The sequence below is a fragment of the Methanomicrobia archaeon genome, assembly GCA_011049045.1.
Taxonomy (GTDB): domain Archaea; phylum Halobacteriota; class Syntropharchaeia; order Alkanophagales; family Methanospirareceae; genus JACGMN01.
In genome coordinates this window covers 1-17,724 of sequence record DSCO01000067.1, presented here as the reverse complement: position 1 = coordinate 17,724, position 17,724 = coordinate 1, and the positions used below count along the sequence as shown (strand labels likewise).

Sequence of the window (17,724 nt, the reverse complement as noted above, 5' to 3'; positions counted from 1 at the left end):
CTTTACGCGCTTAACGTATATCTCACTATCTATTAGTTCCGTCCTCTGACGTCTGCATCGAGCTTGTAGCAGTCCTAATCGTATGCTACCCGTGCTGTTTTTTAGACCGCACAAGCTTTTTCTGGTTCAGAAACGCTCTTCTTTCTGTGGAGCATGGTGCGCATACTGCACGTCGCGGACACGCATATCGGCTACTCGGCCTACCGGCGGATTGATGACGAGACCGGGTTGAATCAGCGCGAGGTCGATACGTACGACGCGTTCCGGCAATTCGTCGAATACGCCCTTATCCAAAAGCCCGACCTGATCCTGCACGCGGGCGACCTCTTCGATTCGGTACGCCCGACGAACCGCGCGATCGCCGTCGTGCTCGAGCAACTGCTCAGGTTGAATGCCGCGGGAATATCGTTTGTCGTGATCGCCGGCAACCACGAAACACCGCGGTTGAAGGAGACGGGCAGCGTCTTCAGCCTGTTTGAGCATATCCCACACGTGCATGCGGTCTACAAAGACCGATACGAAACAGTTGAGCTCGATGGCGTGACCGTACATGCGATCCCGCACTGCGACAATATTGAACGTGAGAAGCAGCAATTGCGTGCGCATAACGATCGGGCGGGTATTAATATCGCACTGCTTCACGCGAGCGTCTACGGCGCGGGCAAACAGACCTTTCTGATGGACGAGTTCAACGAGCAGCTCATCTCCATTCATGATCTCTTGAGCTTCGACTACATCGCGCTCGGGCACTACCACGGCTACACCCGAATTCGGGATGACGTGTACTATGCGGGCTCGACCGAGCGGTTCAGTTTCACTGAGGTGCGCGAGCAGAAGGGCTTCCTGGAGGTAACCCTGTACCGTAACGGCGAACGGTCAGTACGCTTCCACGAGCTGCAGACGCGCGCGATGGTGGATCTCGAGCCTGTTCTGTGCACTGACCTGACCGCGCAGGAGATCAGAGACACAATTACCGAGCGAATCAGGGAATCAGCCCCGGAGGATAAGGTCGTGCGCTTGAAGGTGCTGCACATCCCCCTGCAGGTCTACCACACGCTCGATTTCGAGGAGTTAAAGCGGCTGACGAGGAATGCCGTGCATTTCGAGATCAAGTACGAGTTGCAGCACGACGAGCACGCACTCAATGCTGAGCACCCCTCATTCAGGTCACTGCGCACGGAGTTCGAGCACTTCATGGAACACTACGCGATTCGCCAGGATCTCGATAAGAACCTGCTCAAAGAACTCGGACTGGCCTACCTGCAGAAGGACGAAGAGGGCGAAGAGGGCGAGACGTGAATAGCAGATAGCTGCTGGTTAGGCATGGATCGGGCATTGAGAGCAGCGGCAGTTCAAAAAGAACGGCACGCTCAACTAACCTTTAATAACGCTGACGAGAGAAGGTGTAGTGTACCTACCGTACGTTCGGAGTCCTGTGGTGTAGCGGTCAAGCATACTGGCCTTTGGAGCCCGTGACGGAGGTTCGAATCCTCCCAGGACTATGTGACTCGTTATTGATCGGACTTGATACCGCATACAGAAATCAATAACTGGGCTACGAGCGCCGTACCGGTAACCCAGCCAAAACCGAAAGGTATTTGTAGCTGGTGCACGTTGAGGTGATTATCTATCACCGGGTTAGCTGGCACGTAAAGAGGTTGAATTGATGAAGAAGAACCGGAAGTTTGACACGTTATGTGTACATGCAGGTGAAGGGCCGGATCCACAGCACGGCGCGCATGCCACGCCCATTTATCAGACATCCACCTTCGTCTTTAAGGACGCGGAGCAGGCCGCGGCACGGTTCGCGGGCAAGGAGGAGGGCTACATCTATATGCGCGTTGCACCGCACACACCCACGCATGCCGCGTTCGTCGATAAGATTGCGGCGCTTGAGGGCGCCGAGACGGGTCTGCCGTTCGCATCGGGCATGGCTGCCATCACGGCGGTGGCGCTCGCGCAGTTGCGAAAGGGTGATCACCTGATCTCGAGCGATGTCGTCTACGGCTCCACCTATAGCCTGTTCGCCAAGATCCTCACCAAATTCGGCGTCGAGGTCAGTTTCGTCAATCTCTCTGATCTCGAGCAGGTGAAGGCCTGTTTACGGCCGAACACGAAGATGATCTTCGCGGAGACGCCAGCAAACCCGACCCTGACAGTCTGCGATATCGCAGAGCTCGCGAAGATGGCCCGTGAGATCGGCGCGCTATCGGTTGTTGACAATACCTTTGCCACACCCTATTTCCAGCGCGCGCTGCCGCTGGGCACAGACGTCGTGGTGCACAGCAGCACCAAGTACATCGGCGGCCACGGCGATCTCCTGGGCGGTGTGGTGGTCTGCAGCGCGGACTTTGTGAAACGCATGAAGCCGATCGTGCATACGACCGGCGGTACGATGGCGCCACTGGAGGCCTGGCTGTGCATTCGCGGCTTGAAAACGCTCCATCTGCGCATGGAGCGGCACGCGAGCAATGCCATGGCCGTGGCGCAGTTCCTGGAAGCGCATCCCCGGATCGAATGGGTCAGGTATCCCCTGCTGCCCAGCCATCCGCAGCACGCGATCGCGCGTAAACAAATGAGCGGGTTCGGCGGTATGATCTCATTCGGCGTGCAGGGCGGGCTCGAGGCGGGCCGTAAGCTCATGAACCGCGTGGAGCTCTGCTCGCTTGCCGTGAGTCTCGGCACCGTGGATACACTAATACAGCATCCGGCCTCGATGACGCACGCGACGGTGCCCCGAGAGGTCAGACAGAAGATCGGGATCACGGACGAGATGGTGCGGATCTCCGTGGGTGTTGAAGACGTGGCGGATATTATCGCGGATCTCGAGCAGGCGTTGGCGTGGTAGTTGATATGAATGATGCGAGCGAGCACAAGGGCCCGGTGAACATACGGCCGTGTGCTCCAGGTTTTCGGGCTTGCCCCTTCGTTTGAACCTACACGATGAGCCGCCGTCTCATTAGGTTGACGGCGAGCACGAACAAGACGAGTGAGACCACACAAATCCAGACGAGGTGCAGCACGAAGAAACCGCTCGGCTCTGCCAGGGTGAGTGAACGGGTAATGCCCACGACGTGCGTGAGCGGCAATGCGGCGAGCGCGAAATACTGCAGGGGCTGCGGGAGAAGCTCAAGCGGGAAGAAGGTGCCACTGAAGAGGAACATCGGCGTGATGAAGAGGAAGGCGGGGTAGTTCAGGGCGTTGATATTCGGTGTGATCGCGGTGAAGCACATCCCGATCGCGGCAAAGAGGAACCCCGCGAGGAACGCAAAGGGAATGATCAGGAGCGAGTCCGGCAGCTCGATCAACCCGAAAGCAGCAATTACCGGGAGCATGATCGTGGCATAAATGAGACTGCGGGTCGCGCCCCAGAGCAGCTCGCCTGTAATGACCTCCTCGATGCTCAGCGGCGTCGCAATAATCGCGTCAAACGTCTTCTGGTAGTACATGCGCACATAGGAGCCATAGGTGCACTCGAAGAAGGCCGAATTCATGATCGAGATCGCGATCAGTGCAGGCGCGATGAAGCGCGGATAGCTCATCCCTTCGATCAACTCGATGTATCTGCCCAGTCCAAAGCCCAGCGCGAAGAGATACAGCAGCGGCTCCACGAATGGCGGGAAGAAATTCACCCGCCAGGTCTTCATAAAAACTGACCTGTTCCGTGACCAGACCTTCCAGACCCTGCTGCTCAGTTTCGGCACCGTGAAATAGCCCCTGCTCATGATCATTCCCGCAGTTTCTTGCCGGTAAGCTTCAAGAAGACATCCTCAAGCGTCGCTGCACGCGCGGTGATCGTACCGAGTCCACAGTCATTGAGGAGCGCGGCTATCACGTCCTGCGGATGCGCTGTGTATACCCGCACGGTATCACCCCATACGTCGTACTTCGCGCCCATTCGGTTCAAGCATGCGATGACCCGGGGGTTGTGCTCCGCATCCACAATATCCGTACCGATGTACTCACTGACCAGTGCGTCGGGTTTGCCGTCCACCAGGATTCGCCCAAAGTCCATAATCACCAGGCGATCGCACAACCGCGCCGCTTCATCCATATAATGGGTGGTTAAGACCACCGTGATCCCCTGTGCCTTGAGCGATTTGATCTTATCCCAGATGAGATGGCGGGCCTGTGGATCAAGCCCGATCGTCGGCTCATCCAGAATCAACAAGCGCGGAGTGTTGATGAGCGCTCGTGCGAGTATCAGCCGGCGCTTCATACCGCCTGAGAGCTGCTCAATCGGCTTATCCTGCTTCTCACGCAGTTGCACGAAGTCCAGCAGCTCGGCTATCATGTTCTCTACCTGTGCACGCGGGCGGTCAAAATAGCGTGAGTAAACCAGCAGATTCTCGAAGACCGTGAAATCGGGATCGAGATTGTTCTCCTGGGGCACTACGCCCAGCAGTTGCTTGATCTCCCGCGGCTGCGTCGTCACATCCATACCAAAGACAGTGAGCTTTCCACTCGTCTTCGGTGAAACACACTGGATCATCTTCATCGTGGTCGTCTTTCCTGCGCCGTTCGGGCCGAGGAACCCGAAGACCTCGCCTTCTTCCACGGTGAAACTCACGTTGTCCACCGCGACGAACTCGTCAAACTGCTTCCTTAGATCTTCAGCAACGATCACCGGGGCGATCGCAACCACCTCCCTCTGCGATGTGCTAACGTGCTCGTAAATGGCCGCGCAGCAGGTATAGGAATACAATGCAGCGAGCTCATGAAAAGGCTTGGGGGATGGATAGCCCCGCAGTTTATGGCCGCAATCAGTAAGATGGAACGAATGAACGACGATATGGAGAGCGTCTCAGTTGTCCTGGAGTGCGAGCCATGCGCCGGTTTCGAAATTGAATATCCGCACCTGTTCGTGCTTGATAAGCCTAAAGGTCGCACGATCGTACGCCGCGATCGTCTCGTTCGCCTGTACGATCTCCGCAGGCAGCACTACTGCGTTCTTCCGGGTCTGCTGCACCAGCCAGGTACAGCGACCGAGCCGCGTGTAGTTCAGGACAACCTTAAAGGGGTATGCACGGCAGACGAGCGGGCGCTGCTCGTAGATCGCGCACCCGAATCGGTCGTGATCATAATGGGGGCAGGGCGCTCTGATCAGCTGGTACCAGACAGGAGTGATGCCTGTCATCGTCTGCACCCCGAGGAATGGCCGGACGTCCGCCTGATCAAACAGCGTCACCTCTGCGGGGGTAAGCGCTAATCCAGTGGGAATGTGGTGAATTCGGTCAATGAAGGAGATGCAGCACTTCCCGCAGCGAAAACAGTCGAACCGGGTCATATAGAAGAACGCCAGCGTGACGCAAAACTGACCTTCCTTCCGTTGGTAGCTTAACTCACCTCCACTCGATTTCTCTTCTGCGGTCGCGCTTATAAAGCTTTGCGGGGTGCACTGAAGGGGCTTTTCCACCCAGTATCAAGGGCGGATTCGATCGCACGCCGTATCTGCGGCAGAATAGTTATCGGACGTGACGCGCTTTGGTCAATACCGCACTTCCAAAGCTCGGATGTTGTCCACGCGCTACTGCAAACTAGACCGCTAGGCAGCACGTTCTTCCGGTTCTGTTGCAAAGGTCACTCGGTTACTGAAATCTCTGCCCGCTTACCCATACGCCATATCGAATCGTACGGGTGTCGATTTATCACGGCATGCCTCGCCGTGCTCGAGCGACTCCTCTATCAACCGCTTCAGCAGCGTCGGATACGCGGCGCCCGCGAGGTTCTGTACCGGTGTGCCGTGGCAGAAGAAGGTGAAGGTCGGTGTGGCCATCACGCCGTAGCGCTCGGCGGTGAACGTGCTCTCAACGATGTTCAACTTCGCGAACCTGACCCGCCCCTCGTACTCGAGCGCGTATCGTAAGAAATGGGGCTCCATCTCTTTGCAGTACGGGCACGTGGGGCCAAAGAACATCACGAGCACCGGCAGCTCTGAGAGCTCCACCTCACGCTCCCACGATCTGTCATCCACTTCCAGTAAACTCATTGACCGTTCCCCCACTATACCTTGGTGTCTGGCGATAATATAATAAATGCAAGGCTATACATACGTTCTCTTAACGGCTCCCGGTTCATGCGTTAGACGTAGTGCCACTCAGGTCACTTACGGACAACGGCGCCGCAGGTGCTGCAGCGTACCTGCTGCTCGTCAGCGAAGAGCTCTACATCTGAGTGCGGGCACTGCTTGATAACAAGCGTCGGTGTAACCACGTTCGTAGGACCAAGACATTTCTTATCCATTTTTACCAATCAGCGCTCCTCTCGGGACGGTATAATTAGACCGCTTAGTAGTAACAATGAAGGTTCGGCTACATATTATTTCCGCCGCACCACTGCTCACGAACTCGCGAGCTCCTGATGATAATCCTGCAGCGCCTTCACGTCCGCCTTGCCGCGTTTCACCGTCTCGATGCCCGCGACCGTTGCCCGTGCGGCCGCCGTCGTGGTGATATATGGTACTTTGTGCTGGATCGCGGCGATCCTGATATAGCTGTCGTCATGTTTACCCTTGCCGCCTGCCGGCGTATTGATCACCAGATTGATCTGCCTGTTCCGGATATCATCGGTGATATCCGGCCTGCCTTCGCCCAGCTTGATCGCCAGCTCAGCTGCGAGCCCGCGCTCTGCGAGAAACGCCTTCGTGCCCTTCGTCGCTTTCACCGTGAATCCCTGTTTGCTCAGCCGATCGGCCACCTCCCAGATCTCTTCCTTATCCGCGTCCGTCGCTGAGATAAGGACCGTGCCTTCGACCGGCAATTGCATACTCGCCGCTTCCTCAGCCTTGTAGAACGCGAGACCATAGGAGGGTGCCATGCCCAGGACTTCGCCGGTGCTCTTCATCTCCGGCCCCAGCAGCGGGTCGACGTCCGGGAACATGTTGAAGGGGAAAACGGCCTCCTTAACCCCATAGTACGGGAGCTTCGTATCACCTCGCTCCAGCGAGGGCAACAGATCACGTAACTTCCTGCCCAACATCACCTTCGTCGCTACCTTCGCGATCGGCACGCTGGTCACCTTACTCACCAGTGGTACTGTCCGCGAGGCACGCGGGTTTGCCTCCAGTATGTACACCTCACCGTTGTTCGCGATCGCGTACTGGATATTCATGAGCCCGACGACCTGGAACGTCTCCGCGATCTTCTTCGTGTACGCTTCGATCTTCGCGAGCTGTTCCGTACTGATGTTCCGTGAAGGGATCACACAGGCGCTATCGCCCGAATGGATGCCCGCCAGCTCGATATGCTCCATGACCGCTGCAATGTACACGTCCTTGCCGTCCGCGATCGCGTCCACCTCAGCCTCGATCGCCTGCTCCAGGAACTTGTCGATGAGCATCGGATACTCGGGGCTCATATCCACCGCCGCACGCGCGTAATCGAGTAGCATCTGCTCGTCATACACGATCTCCATACCACGCCCGCCGAGCACGAATGAAGGGCGCACCATCAAGGGGAACCCGATCTCCCGCGCCACCGCGAGCGCTTCCTCAACCGACCGCGCCGTACCGCTCTCAGGCTGCGGGATCCCCAGCTCGTTCATCATCGTTCTGAACAGTTCGCGATCCTCGGCCAGATGGATACTCGCCGGGCTCGTGCCCAGGATCGTCACACCCGCTTCGTGCAACTCCTTGGCGATGTTCAGCGGCGTCTGACCGCCAAACTGCACAATGACACCCTCCGGCTGTTCCTTCTGGTAAATGTTCAGGACATCTTCAACCGTGAGTGGTTCGAAGTAGAGCTTGTCCGAGGTGTCATAATCGGTCGAAACGGTCTCGGGATTGCAGTTCACCATCACCGACTCGATCCCAGCTTCACGTAACGCAAAAGCGGCATGCACGCAGGTGTAATCGAACTCGATGCCCTGTCCGATGCGGTTCGGACCACCGCCCAGAATCAGTATCTTCGGCCCGGGTGAAACCGTTACCGAATCGGGCGCGTTATGGGTTGAATAGTAATACGCGCCGTCCGCGCCACTCACCGGTACGGCCTCATAGCACGCTGTTATGCCCGTGTTCAGGCGTTGCTGCCGGATCTCGCGTTCCGTCCTCCCGAGCAGTTGTGCGAGATAGCGGTCCGAGAAGCCGTGCGCTTTCGCCGCCTTCAGCAGTTCAGCGGATAGCTCCCTCCCTCGATACTGCTTGAGCTCCTCTTCGAAGAGCACCAGCTCCCGCATCTGCTGGATGAACCACCGCCCGATCTTTGTGAGCTGGTACAGCTCTTCTACCGCCATACCCTTGCGCAACGCTTCGTAGATCATGAAGATGCGCTCGCTGGACGGGAAGAGCAGCCGCTCCTTCAGCTCGTCAAGCGAGCAGGTACCGAAATCCTTCGCACCGCCGGCGCCGTAGCGTTTGATCTCCAACGAGCGGATCGCCTTCTGAAACGCTTCTGTAAAGGTGCGACCGATGCTCATCACCTCGCCCACGGCTTTCATCTGCGTGCCCAGGATATCGCGTGTCTGCGGGAACTTCTCAAACGCCCAGCGCGCAAATTTCACCACCACGTACTCCCCGGTTGGCTTATACTGGTCGAGTGTGCCGCCCTTATAATAGGGTATCTCGTCGAGTGTGATACCGGTGGCGAGTTTCGCAGAGATCCTGGCGATCGGGAACCCGGTCGCCTTTGAGGCCAGCGCCGACGACCGCGAGGTTCGCGGATTGATCTCGATGACCACAACACGGTCATCCTCGAGATTGTGCGCAAACTGGATGTTCGTGCCGCCGATGACGCCGATCGCATCCACGATCCGGTAGGAATACTCCTGCAATCGCTGCTGTAACGCTTCCGGTACGGTCAGCATCGGCGCCACACAGAAACTGTCGCCGGTGTGCACGCCCATCGGGTCCACATTCTCGATGAAACAGACGGTGATCCGGTTGCCCTTTCTGTCCCTGATCACCTCAAGCTCAAGCTCCTCCCAGCCCAGAACCGATTCCTCGACGAGCACCTGGCCGATGAGGCTCGCCGCGATACCGCGTGTCACGATCGTACGGAGTTCGTCGACGTTATAAACGAGTCCGCCGCCCGTGCCACCGAGCGTATAGGCCGGGCGGATCACCACGGGATAGCCCAGCTCCTGCGCGATCCGCTCCGCTTCATCCGCGGTATACGCGGGCGAGCTCCGCGGCATCGGGATCCCCAGCTTCGCCATCGTCGCTTTAAACGCAATCCGGTCCTCGCCGCGCTCGATCGCATCGGCTTCGACACCGATGATCGTTACCCCGTACTGCTCCAGAATACCGCGCTTGCTGAGTTCCGCGGAAAGATTCAGACCCGTCTGTCCGCCAAGGTTCGGTAGCAATGCGTCCGGCTGCTCCTTCGCGATGATCTTCGTGATGGTCTCAACGGTCAGCGGCTCGATGTACGTCCGGTCAGCCATCTCAGGATCGGTCATAATGGTCGCGGGATTGGAATTCACCAGCACGACCTCATAACCCTCCTCATGCAGCGCCTTGCACGCTTGCGTGCCTGAATAATCAAACTCACAGGCCTGGCCGATCACGATGGGGCCCGACCCGATAACCAGCACCTTCCTGATTTCTTCTCGCTTCGGCATCTCCTATTTCCCAATATCGCCCTGAGTAAAAAAGCGCTCCGCCCGATCAAGAACGAGAACGGTGTGCTAGAGCAGAAAGTTGAGCTCGCACCGTGAGGCTGGCTGATACTCAGCTCATGTAATGGTTCCACGCCACGCTTTCCAAAGCTCATCGAGGGGCATCGTTACCACTGTTCTCTGCCGGTCACGCAGGGTGATCTGCCGCGCTCGTGTGGTCTCACCCAGGGCCCGTACAGGAATGTCACGGCGGCTCATGATCGTCTCGAAGCTGCTTGCTTCCGGTCGCGCCACCTCGACCACCCAGCGTGAGTTCGATTCGGAAAAGAGCGCAAAATCTGTTCGTAGTCCGGGGTTTACGGTCGCAACGTCAACGGAAACGCCCAGATCCCCACCGATCGCCATCTCGCAGATCGTTACCGCGAGACCGCCCTCCGCAACGTCATGGCAGCTCAGTATTGAACCTGCGTCCATCACGGTTCGTAGCGCGTTCATGCTCGTTTGCAGCACCGCAGGATCGGTTCGTGGGACACTGCCCGCATCAGAACCGCGTAACCTGAAATACTCGCTCCCACCCAACTCCGCTCTTGTCTCACCGATGAGATACAGCGGGTTGCCCGCTCCTTTCAGGTCAACCGTAACGCACTTCCGCACGTCCTCGCAGATACCAATACCCAGAATCGCGGGTGTCGGTGGAATTGATTCGTTCAGAACGTCAGATTCGTTATAGAAGCTCACATTACCACTTACAAAGGGCACACACAGCGCGGACGCCATGTATCCAAGCCCGCGACAGCACTCTGCGAAATCGCCCATGCGGTCCGGCTTCTCGGGATTGCCGAAGTTGAGGCAGTCGGCAAAAGAGTGCGGTACCGCCCCGACTGCGGTCAAGTTCCTGCAGATCTCGTCGATCGCGCTCGCAGCACCCCAGAACGGATTGAGTTTGCAGAAGGCAGGATTCACGTCAGAGGTGATTGCGAGCCCACGGAAAGAGTCTTCCAGCGGCTTGAGCACAGCAGCATCACCGTGGGTCTCAGAGCCACGACATCCCTGAAGCGGCTTAATCACGGTGGCGGCACGCACCTCGTGGTCGTACTGCCTGATCACCGCCTCTTTAGACGCGATGTTCGCTGCCGCAAGCAGACGCAATAAGAGTGCATTGTAATCGGACGGTTCTGGAATCGTCGGTAGTGCCTCGTTTTCCCGCACCCGCACCTCTTGTGGACGCGAGTACAGCGGGCACGAGACGAGGAAGTCCGTTTCCAGCTCGAAGATCAGCGCACCGTCGTGCCAAATGCGGATTCGCGGTGTCGCTCCCGTCGCTTCTTCGCTCGTTTCGCCCAGCACCACAGCGTCTACGTCCCACATCGCGAAGAGCGCCAGCACCTCGTCCACCCGCTCGGGCTTCAACGCCAGTAAGAATCGTTCCTGCGACTCGGAGACCCAGATCTCCCAGGGGTTCAGACCCGCCTCCTTCAGCTTCACGCGCTCCAAATGGATCTCCGCACCACAACCGCCTGCATGGCACATCTCGCTCACCGCGCACGAGAGCCCACCGCCACCGAGGTCCTTCATGCCGCTGATCAACCGCTTCTCGTTCGCCTCCAGGATCGCATGCATAAGCGGCTCCTTCGTTATCGGATCGCCCACCTGCACGGCACTCCGGGTCTCTTCCTCACCGGTCAGCTCAACGGAAGCGAAGGTAACGCCATGAATGCCGTCTCTGCCCGTCTTCCCTCCGACCAGCACGAGCACTTCACCCGGCTTCGCCATGCTCCGGCTCAGGTCCGCCTTCTTCATGATTCCCACACAGCCGACGTTCACCACGCAGTTGCCCAGGTAGCCCTGCTCAAAGTACACCATACCCGCACAGGTCGGGATACCGATACGATTCCCGTAATCACGTATCCCCGCGACCACACCATCGAATAAGAACCGCGGGTGCTTCACCTCCTGGGGGAGCAGCTCGTACGGATGATCCAGCGGGCCGAAGAACAGTGGATCGATCAAGGCGATCGGCTGCGCGCCCATACAGACCACATCACGCACGATACCGCCGATACCCGTTGCCGCACCCCCGTACGGCTCGATCGCCGAGGGGTGGTTGTGACTCTCTAAAGCGACCACGTAGGCGTGCTCATCATCAAATTCAAGCACACCTGCATCCTCTTTAATCACCAGTAGATTCTGCGGCGCATCGATCCCGAATACGTACTCTTTCAAGACGTTCTTCGAGCTCTTGTAGCAACAATGCTCCGACCACGCCTGTGCAATGCTCTGAAGCTCCACGTCGGTCGGATCGCGTCCCTGCACCGCGAAGTAGTGTTGAATTCGTCGCAGCTCATCCAGACTGAGCGAAAGCCCCATACTATCGCTTAACCGCTGTAAATCCTGTTCATCCGCACCCCTGAGCGGCAGTTCAAATCGGCTCATCACTCTGTTCTTTACAGAGGCGCATCTCAAGAAATACCTTCTCTGTCTATATATATGCATCAGCCCGCAGAATGCTGAAGGTTTTTATTCACCAACCATAAAGGTTCTTGCATGCAGTCCCCCGTCTTTGAGCGGTTATTCGAGCGCATAGACGTCACCAAATATCCGGCGAAGCGGTTAATAGTAATACCCCTGAGCATTCTGGTCATCGCAGTCTTCATCATCGCGCTCACCCAGGTACTGGTGGGCTCACCGGTACGCCTCGGAACGGATTTCGTGGGCGGGACGGTGGTCAAGGTGCAGACAACCGAGACGATAGAGCAACTGGAGGTGACTTTCGCCGACTTCCCCGTTGCCTCCATACGCGACACCGGCGCCGCGCACGAGAAGAGCATCGAGTTCGGCCAGATGAGCGAGACGGAGAAGGATGCTCTGATCGCCAAACTGGAGCAGGATTACGGATCAGAATCGGAGTTTGGCTCTTTCGAGCTGCGTGATATCAGCCCGCTCTTCGCGAAGGAATTGCAGCGGCAGGCCGTGAACGCGATTATCATCGCCTTTATCCTGATGGCTATCGTCGTCTTCATCGTCTTTCGCACGCTGGTGCCCCCGTTTGCGGTCATCATCGCGGCATTTTCCAACATCGTCGTCGCCGTCGCCTGTATGAACGTGATCGGTCTGGAGCTCTCGCTGGGCACGGTTGCCGCGTTGCTCATGCTCATCGGCTATTCGGTGGACTCGAACATCCTGCTCACGACGAATCTGCTGCGTAAGAAGGGCGATGTGGACGAGAAGATCAGGAGCACGATGAAGACTGGCGTCACGATGACCTTTACCACACTCTCCGCGGTCGTTGCCCTGTTCCTCGTTTCTTCCACAATCCATTACCTCTCCGCCTATTTCGCACCGATCCCTATCTTACGGGATCTCTCGCTCGTGCTGCTCTTCGGGCTCGTGATGGATCTGCTGAACACGTGGTTGCTGAATGCCGGGATCTTGCGCTGGTACATTGAGCGAAAGGAGAGCAGGAAATTCGGTAAACGGAGCGTCGGCGCCAAAGCGCCGGTAAAGAAGAGTGCGAAGCGAGGAGAGAAAAGGAAAGATAAGAGCAGCACCGTCTAACGCCCCGTTTAGCCTCAAACGGTCTGTGGAGGTTCAGCTGCTCGGGTCGGTACCTTTTATATATGCGCGAATAATCTTAAGGTAAGTGAGGTGTGTGGGTGAAATAAGGTGGGAAGAGCCTATGAGCGAAATAAGACCGAATGTAAGGACAGTACTGGACGTTGGCTATCGTGTGATTCTGAAGAATGAGGACGGTACTCCGAAGAAGGTGTGGCGTGGCCTCGTCAAGGAGGGGAATTACGGTAAATTCATCTCCATCGAGCAGCATTGGGTCCGCAGGATGGACGGCAAGAAGATCGCCGAGAGCGATTGGGCACGGAAGTCCTTTAATTTCCCCTTCGATCGCAGCAAAGCATTTGCTACCTGGAATTCGATCATGGAATTATTGGAGGCCGCGTTGGGCGAAGGTTCCGGGTCGGATCTCGAGCGCGAGGTGGAAGCGGAGTTTGGCAATGAGCTCGAGGACCTGGATGACAATTTCTAGTGATTCCGGATTCACGTAAAGAATTTGCGACACTGCTCTTCTGCACGGTCGGTCAGGATGACGTGATAATCCGGCGGGAGGCAGTTCCGATAGGGTAACTGGGCGAACCGGTAATCCATGAGAACGATGATGCAGCGGTCGTGCTCGCTGCGAATGCCCCGGCCTGCCGCCTGGAGCACCTTGGTGACCGCGGGATAGAGATATCCGTACAGTCGCCCCTTAGTTGGCCCGAATTTACCGCTATAATAGTCCTCTATTGTCTTCACCTCGAGCGTTGGTGGGCTCAGAGGTAGCCCGACGACGATGATTGTCTTAAGCGTATTGGCTTCGTAGTCCATACCCTCGGAGAAGGAGCCGCCCTGCACCGCGAGCAGGATGCCGTCGGCGGTATCACGTAAGAGCTCGTAGAGACGGTTCTTCTCCTCCTTGCCCATTGTCCGCCGCTCCACAATTATCCGCTGCTGCAGCTCAGGTGGTAAGAATGCGGCGACGTCATTGAGCAGCGCGTAAGAGGGGAAGAAGACCGCCATACCGCCCGTAGCGGACTGTGCCACCGCGCTGATCTTCGTGGCAAGCTTCTGGTACATCGTTTCGCTCCGCTTCGTATACTTGGTGGTGAGCCCCTTGGTAACGACAACCGGACGGTTCTCCGGGGGGAACGGGGACGCATAATCGCGCAGCCTGATCGACCTGCCCTTCGTTCGCGCAGGTGTTGCGCCGAGCACATCGGCGTACATCTCCGTCGGACAGAGGGTGCCGCTCATCATGACGGTCGCGTGCGCGAGCGAGAAGATCGGCGCGCTGACGACCGAGGGGTCAAGGAGCTTGAAATAAAGCAGCGGATTCTCCGGCTGCGCGAGCGAGAAGATACGAACACATCGCTCTTCAGTTCGCCATCGGTCCAGGAACTCAGCGACGTTAAGGATATGCCGCTGTGCTTCCTCGTGCTCCCGGCCGAAGCGTGAGCTCAGCGTGGTGCTCGCCGGCTGGCTCTTCTGCACCTTCACCTGCTGAAGCCGGTGCTCCAACGTGCGCCGCTCATCTGATGCGGATGCGCTGCCCACAGGGTCAACTGTCGAAGCCTCATCGGTTTCCGCAAGCTCTCCGGCGATGCTCAGCAGCGTATTCACGAATTCGTCGTAGCTGATCGTCTCGATCCGGCGCCGCAATACTTTGCTCATCTCATCGAGCAGGAAATCACGGTCCACGGGTATCTCAACAGCACGGGTGTCACTCGCGCGTTTCGCCAGTTTCATGAAGATCGTCTCCAGCTCCATGAGGTTGCCCTGCATCTCGCGATCTACATACCTGATCGCGCGTGCAGCGCTCGTGAGCGTCGCGAGACGCAGGGAGTTACTGAGATTATTTCGGATACGATCCGGGAGATTGTGCGCTTCGTCAACGATGAGGATAAGGTCATCCAGGCCCGCAGCGAGCTTCTCCAGCACCGCTTCAGAGATGCCGGGATCGAAGATATAATTATAATCGCAGACCACGACCTCAGCACGTGCAGCGACCTCGAGTGCTGCTCTGTGCGGACAAACGCCGCGAACGGTGCACCAGTCACAGAGCTCCTCAACATGCATGATCTCCTCCCAAATCCGTTGCAGCGCTTGATCATCGGTCCTCAGATAGTACTTGCAGCGTTTCCGCTTCTGCTCCGCGCGACAAAACTCGTGGAAGAGCGAACTGTATTCCCGGTAGAGCGCGGTGGCACGCGGGCACATGGACTGCTTCGAGGTGATATCAACGACCGAAAAGGGGAGATTCGCCTGCCGCTGGATCAACCGGAGCGTCTCGATTGCGATCTTGTGTTGACTGCGTTTCGAGGTGAGGAAGAAGACGATCTTATCGTTTGCCAGCGCGTAGCGCACGGCGGGCAGAAGCGCGGCAACGGTCTTCCCGATACCGGTCGGCGCGTGCGCAACGAGGATCCCTCCCGACTCAAGAGCATCCCAAACGTCTTCCATAAACTCCCGCTGGCCCTCGCGCACGGTCGGAAAGGGGAACGAGGAGGTGTCTCGGGTAGTCATGTTCGGTTCCGTGAAGGTGACGTCAGCCCAAGGAAACGGCCAATACGGACCTTTTGATTCTACATAGTCCGCGATCGTTTTAAATGCTAGCACGGGTCTCGTGACCGAGGGGGTATGAGGATGAACAATTTATCTTGCCCGTACCGATTGACCTGATAGGCGCAGACACAGGAGCTGAGCGAGCATTCACGATGCGTTCTTTATATACTTCTAGCTCAAATGGTATTTCACGTGCTACCACGGAACTGAGCGCCTTTCATTGAAGGTGCTCAACGTATTACGGGTAGTACAAGCGAAACAAGAAAGTTAGGAGGTCTGTAAGGCATGGCTTTTGGAGAAGAAAGACGGGGTTTTACCGCCCCTATTACCGTCGACGAGACCTATAACGTCACCATTGAGGACGTTGGTCGCGAAGGCGATGGTATTACTCGAATCGAAGGCTTTGTGGTCTTTGTGCCGAACACGCAGAAAGGCGACAACGTCAAGGTTCGGGTGACCAAAATAGCGAGGAGAGTCGGATTTGCAGAAGTAGTTACGGAATAAACGATTTATACGTTTTGAGGTGAACACTGAACTGCGTTCCAGTGCTATAGCATGGTACGGCTATGGCATTCCTCTTTTTATTTTTTCCTTCTTCCCTTTCTTCTTCGTTTCACTCGTTTGCAACGGTGATCTTTGCTATAACAGTCCGCCCGTAGTGCATGCCCCTGAACCATCTGGCATACGGTGTGTTTTCCGGACGGCGGAAACGGCTCTTGTAACCGAAGCGGAACAGAGAACTTAAGGCAACGAGTATTACACTCTCCTTATGGTGACGAACGATGACACTCATCACTTCCGATGCGGATCCCCTGGCGACTGAGGAGATCGTGAATCGAGCACGGGCGATCATCAGCGAAGGCCCGATCTGCGACCATTGCCTCGGCCGGCAGTTCGCCAGGATCGCGACTGGCCGCTCCAACGAGCAGCGCGGGCAGGCACTCAAGGCGCTGCTGGAGGTGCGCGGTGCGGGCATTTCTACGGGCACGTGCTGGGTCTGTAACGGCCTCTTCGAGACGGTGGATGAGTGGGCCGCAAAGGCTGCGGATGCGCTGCGTGACTACGAATTCTCGACGTTTCTGGTGGGCACGAAGGTCAGTGGCCTGCTCTCTGAGAACGAGGAACTGCTCTGGGAGCTTACCGGTGCTGAGTCGGCGGAGCCGCTGAAGGCCGAGTTGAATCGCGAGGTGGGCAAGATACTCGAGCGCAGGCTGGGCAAGACCGTGGAATTCACGCGGCCCGAACTCGTCGTTGTGCTCAATCTCTGGACCGAGACCGTCGAGGTGCAGTCGAATGCGGTGTACCTTTACGGACGCTACAGGAAGTTCGAACGGGGCATACCACAGACGAGATGGTTCTGTCGCGCCTGCCGAGGCATGGGCTGTGCGCGCTGCAATTTCACCGGACGGATGTACCCGGAATCCGTTGAGGAGTTGATCAGCGGCTCTTTATTGCCGCTGTTCCAGGGTACGGACATGGTGCTGCACGGCTCGGGGCGTGAGGACATCGATGCGCGTATGGTGGGCTCCGGCCGTCCGGTGGTGCTGGAGATAAAAGAGCCGCATCGCCGATTCGTGAATCTCAGAGAAGCGGCAACGAAGGTGAACTACGAGAACGCGGGCAAGATCGAGGTCCTCGAGTTGCAGTACGTGCAGAAGGAGGCGGTCGCGCAGGTGAAGAGCGCGAAGGCGGAGAAGACCTATCGTGCCGTAATCAGTTTTGAGACGGCCGAGAAGCCGCCTGCCGAAGAGCACCTGAGAGCAGCACTGGCGGCGCTCAACGATATCGAGATCGAGCAGCGCACACCGCGCCGTGTCGCGCACCGGCGCGCGGATCTGGTACGTCGAAGACGAGTAACGTGTGCACGCCTGGTTTCCTTTGACGAGGGAGCACAGCGAGCGGTTATTGCAGTAACGTGCGATGCGGGTCTGTACGTGAAGGAGCTTATCTCCGGCGATGAGGGACGTACGACGCCGAATTTGAGCGCACTGCTGGGTATGCCCGCGGCGGTTACGGAACTCGACGTACTCGATGTAGAGCTCGATTTTCAAATCGCGG

General features: G+C 57.4%; 13 protein-coding genes and 1 tRNA gene. 7 read left to right on the top strand and 7 right to left on the bottom strand.

Features of this window, described 5'->3' with window-relative positions:
• Window positions 1–153: 153 nt before the first annotated feature.
• The 3 genes from ENN68_09750 to ENN68_09740 all read left to right on the top strand — a co-directional run bounded on the left by ENN68_09750 (window position 154) and on the right by ENN68_09740 (window position 2,848).
• Entirely contained in the window at window positions 154–1,299 is a 1,146-nt protein-coding gene (locus ENN68_09750) for an exonuclease SbcCD subunit D (GenBank protein HDS46340.1), read from the top strand.
• A 130-nt stretch (window positions 1,300–1,429) separates the two neighbouring features.
• Window positions 1,430–1,502: transfer RNA gene (locus tag ENN68_09745), tRNA-Gln, on the top strand.
• 164 nt (window positions 1,503–1,666) lie between these two features.
• Window positions 1,667–2,848, top strand: a complete 1,182-nt coding sequence (locus ENN68_09740; GenBank protein HDS46339.1) for an aminotransferase class I/II-fold pyridoxal phosphate-dependent enzyme — start codon at window positions 1,667–1,669, stop codon at window positions 2,846–2,848.
• Window positions 2,849–2,936: 88 nt separating this feature from the next.
• On the opposite strand, the gene ENN68_09735 is transcribed toward ENN68_09740, so the two are convergent.
• The 6 genes from ENN68_09735 to purL all read right to left on the bottom strand — a co-directional run bounded on the left by ENN68_09735 (window position 2,937) and on the right by purL (window position 12,048).
• Entirely contained in the window at window positions 2,937–3,725 is a 789-nt protein-coding gene (locus tag ENN68_09735) for an ABC transporter permease (protein ID HDS46338.1), read from the bottom strand.
• A gap of 2 nt (window positions 3,726–3,727) precedes the next feature.
• Window positions 3,728–4,645 (bottom strand): ATP-binding cassette domain-containing protein, encoded by a 918-nt coding sequence (locus ENN68_09730; GenBank protein HDS46337.1) that lies wholly within the window; start codon window positions 4,643–4,645, stop codon window positions 3,728–3,730.
• A gap of 159 nt (window positions 4,646–4,804) precedes the next feature.
• Window positions 4,805–5,287, bottom strand: coding sequence for a YkgJ family cysteine cluster protein (locus ENN68_09725; GenBank protein HDS46336.1), 483 nt, complete (start codon window positions 5,285–5,287; stop codon window positions 4,805–4,807).
• 321 nt (window positions 5,288–5,608) lie between these two features.
• Entirely contained in the window at window positions 5,609–5,989 is a 381-nt protein-coding gene (locus tag ENN68_09720; protein HDS46335.1) for a thioredoxin, read from the bottom strand.
• A 350-nt stretch (window positions 5,990–6,339) separates the two neighbouring features.
• Window positions 6,340–9,558, bottom strand: a complete 3,219-nt coding sequence (gene carB, locus ENN68_09715; protein ID HDS46334.1) for a carbamoyl-phosphate synthase large subunit — start codon at window positions 9,556–9,558, stop codon at window positions 6,340–6,342.
• Between the two features lie 114 nt (window positions 9,559–9,672).
• Window positions 9,673–12,048, bottom strand: a complete 2,376-nt coding sequence (gene purL / locus ENN68_09710; GenBank protein HDS46333.1) for a phosphoribosylformylglycinamidine synthase subunit PurL — start codon at window positions 12,046–12,048, stop codon at window positions 9,673–9,675.
• A 51-nt stretch (window positions 12,049–12,099) separates the two neighbouring features.
• Here purL and ENN68_09705 point away from each other — a divergent pair, with 51 nt between their 5' ends.
• Window positions 12,100–13,110, top strand: a complete 1,011-nt coding sequence (locus tag ENN68_09705; protein ID HDS46332.1) for a protein translocase subunit SecF — start codon at window positions 12,100–12,102, stop codon at window positions 13,108–13,110.
• A 121-nt stretch (window positions 13,111–13,231) separates the two neighbouring features.
• The gene (locus tag ENN68_09700; protein ID HDS46331.1) at window positions 13,232–13,594 is read left to right on the top strand and encodes a hypothetical protein; all 363 of its coding nucleotides are present in this window, start codon (window positions 13,232–13,234) and stop codon (window positions 13,592–13,594) included.
• Between the two features lie 11 nt (window positions 13,595–13,605).
• On the opposite strand, the gene ENN68_09695 is transcribed toward ENN68_09700, so the two are convergent.
• A complete protein-coding gene (locus ENN68_09695; protein HDS46330.1) occupies window positions 13,606–15,720 on the bottom strand; it encodes an ATP-dependent DNA helicase in 2,115 nt (704 codons plus the stop codon).
• A gap of 231 nt (window positions 15,721–15,951) precedes the next feature.
• On the opposite strand from ENN68_09695, the gene ENN68_09690 reads away from it, so the two are divergent.
• A complete protein-coding gene (locus ENN68_09690) occupies window positions 15,952–16,170 on the top strand; it encodes a TRAM domain-containing protein (GenBank protein HDS46329.1) in 219 nt (72 codons plus the stop codon).
• A 278-nt stretch (window positions 16,171–16,448) separates the two neighbouring features.
• Window positions 16,449–17,724 (top strand): tRNA pseudouridine(54/55) synthase Pus10 (locus tag ENN68_09685; GenBank protein HDS46328.1); only part of this gene is annotated, 1,276 nt, incomplete at its 3' end.